2 protein-coding genes and 1 tRNA gene are annotated in these 2,218 nt (G+C 66.8%); 2 read left to right on the forward strand and 1 reads right to left on the reverse strand.

The window, feature by feature from the left end; genetic code table 11:
- Nucleotides 1-87, reverse strand: a tRNA-Leu gene (locus VF617_RS08920).
- A 104-nt stretch (nucleotides 88-191) separates the two neighbouring features.
- On the opposite strand from VF617_RS08920, the gene VF617_RS08925 reads away from it, so the two are divergent.
- Together VF617_RS08925 and VF617_RS08930 are read left to right on the forward strand one after the other, a co-directional pair.
- Nucleotides 192-1,127, forward strand: a complete 936-nt coding sequence (locus tag VF617_RS08925) for a complex I NDUFA9 subunit family protein (RefSeq protein ID WP_331014529.1) — start codon at nucleotides 192-194, stop codon at nucleotides 1,125-1,127.
- Nucleotides 1,128-1,140: 13 nt separating this feature from the next.
- Nucleotides 1,141-1,950: an undecaprenyl-diphosphate phosphatase gene (locus VF617_RS08930; protein WP_331014530.1), complete on the forward strand. Its 810-nt coding sequence runs from the start codon at nucleotides 1,141-1,143 to the stop codon at nucleotides 1,948-1,950.
- The last annotated feature ends 268 nt before the right edge of the window (nucleotides 1,951-2,218 follow it).

The following is a 2,218-nucleotide window of genomic DNA, read 5'->3' on the forward strand; positions in this document are numbered from 1 at the left end:
TGGTGCCCAGAAGAGGACTCGAACCTCCACGCCCTTGCGAGCGCCAGCACCTGAAGCTGGTGCGTCTACCAATTCCGCCATCTGGGCACGGGGTAGGCCGCGCCAACTAGGGGGGCGCCGGGCGCTTGTCAACGCACAGGCGAGCGGGCAATGGGGGCGCGCTTTCACGCTTAAACTTGCAAGGACTTGGGATGGACCGGCTGGTCACGATCTTCGGCGGCGGCGGCTTTCTGGGACGGTATGTGTCGCAGGCGCTGCTCAAGACAGGCGCGCGGGTGCGCCTCGCCCAGCGCGATTCCCGCGGCGCCTATTTCCTGAAGCCACTGAGCATGCTGGGCCAGGCCCAGTTCGTGGATGTCGACATTCGCGACGCCGACCGCGTCCGCGCCGTGGTCCAGGGCAGCGATGCGGTGGTGAACCTCGTCGGCGTGCTCAAGGGCGACTTTCAGGGGCTTCATGTGACAGGCGCGCGCAACATCGCCGAAGCCGCCGCCGCCGCGGGCGCGGAGGCCCTGGTGCAGATCTCCGCCATCGGCGCCGATCCGCACAGCGAATCGAATTACGGCCGCTCCAAGGGCGAAGGCGAGGCGGCGGTGCGTGCCGCCTTCCCCGGCGCGACGATCATGCGCCCGTCGGTGGTGTTCGGGCGGGAAGACAATTTCGTCAACCGCTTCGCGGGCATGGCCCGGCTGGCGCCAGTTCTGCCGGTGATCCGCGGCGGAACGAAGTTCCAGCCCGTCTACGCCGCGGACGCCGGCCGCGCGATCAGCGCCGCCGCCCTCGATCCCCGCACCCACGCCGGCAAGACCTATGAGCTTGGCGGCCCGCAGGTGCTGACCATGCGCGAACTGATGCAGTGGATCAGCGTCACGACCGGACGCAATCGTTCGCTGATCGATATCCCAGATCCCGTCGCCCGGTTGATCGCCAAGGCGGTGGGCTGGGCGCCCGGCGCGCCGATCACCTGGGACCAGTGGCTGATGCTGCAGAAGGACAATGTTGCGGCCGACGGCATGCCGGGGCTGGAAGCGTTCGGCATCCCCAAGACGCCGCTCAACGCGGTGTCGGAAGGCTGGTTGACCTCCTATCGACGCCACGGCCGCTTCGCCGCCAAATCGCCCTACTGAAAGCCTCGCCGCCGTGCCGCTGATCGTTATCGCAATCCTGCTCGGCATCGTCGAGGGGCTTACCGAGTTCCTGCCGGTGTCGTCCACAGGGCACCTGATCCTCGCCGCAGAACTGCTCGGCTATCGCGCCGACCAATGGTCGACGTTCAACGTCATCATCCAGCTCGGCGCCATATTGGCGGTGATCGTGCTGTATTGGCGGACGTTCTGGACGGTTCTGACCGGGCTGTTCTCGCGCGAAGCAGGCGCCTGGCGCTTTGCAATCAACGTCGCCGTCGCATTCGTGCCCTCGGCGGTGATCGGCCTGCTGCTGATCGACAATATCGAGGCGCTGCTCGGCCATGCCGAAGTGGTCGCGGTGGCGCTGGTGCTTGGCGGCATCGCTATTCTGATCATCGAGCGCGTGGTGAAGCCCGCAACCATTGAAGCGGGCGTCGCCGCGATCCCGCTGAAGCGTGCGCTCGGCATCGGCTTCATCCAGTGTCTTGCAATGGTGCCGGGCGTCAGCCGTTCCGGCGCAACGATCATGGGCGCGCTGTCGCTCGGCGTCGAGCGGCGCACCGCGGCCGAGTTCAGCTTCTTCCTCGCCGTGCCGACCATGGTGGGCGCGACGGTGCTGAGCGTCGGCAAACACCATGAGGAGATCTCCAAGGCCGGCGTGGACTGGGGCCTGATCGCCGTCGGCTTCGTCGTCTCCTTCCTCGTCGCCATTGCGATCATCAAGTGGTTCGTTGGCATCGTCTCGCGCCACGGCTTCGCGCCCTTCGCCTGGTACCGCATCGTTGCCGGCAGCGTCGCCCTGGTCTGGCTGCTCGCCCGCTGAGCCATTCAGGCGAGGCTCATCCGTGCGGCGGTAAATGGGCAACCGAGTCGCGCAGTGGTGCGTTTTCGCCCGCGTGCCAGGTTCTTTGGAGGCATTGTACCATGCGTAAGCTGATCATCGCCGCGAGCATCTTCGCCAGCGCCGCACCGGTTGCCGCGCAATCCTATCCCGATCCGCGCGACGATGACATCGTCCGTGCCCTCCCCCATCCGGGCGAAGTGGAAGAGCTTGGCGACACCGTGGGCCGGGTCGCCGACGCGATCATGGA

It is taken from the genome of Sphingomonas sp., from assembly GCF_036388215.1.
Taxonomy (GTDB): domain Bacteria; phylum Pseudomonadota; class Alphaproteobacteria; order Sphingomonadales; family Sphingomonadaceae; genus Sphingomonas.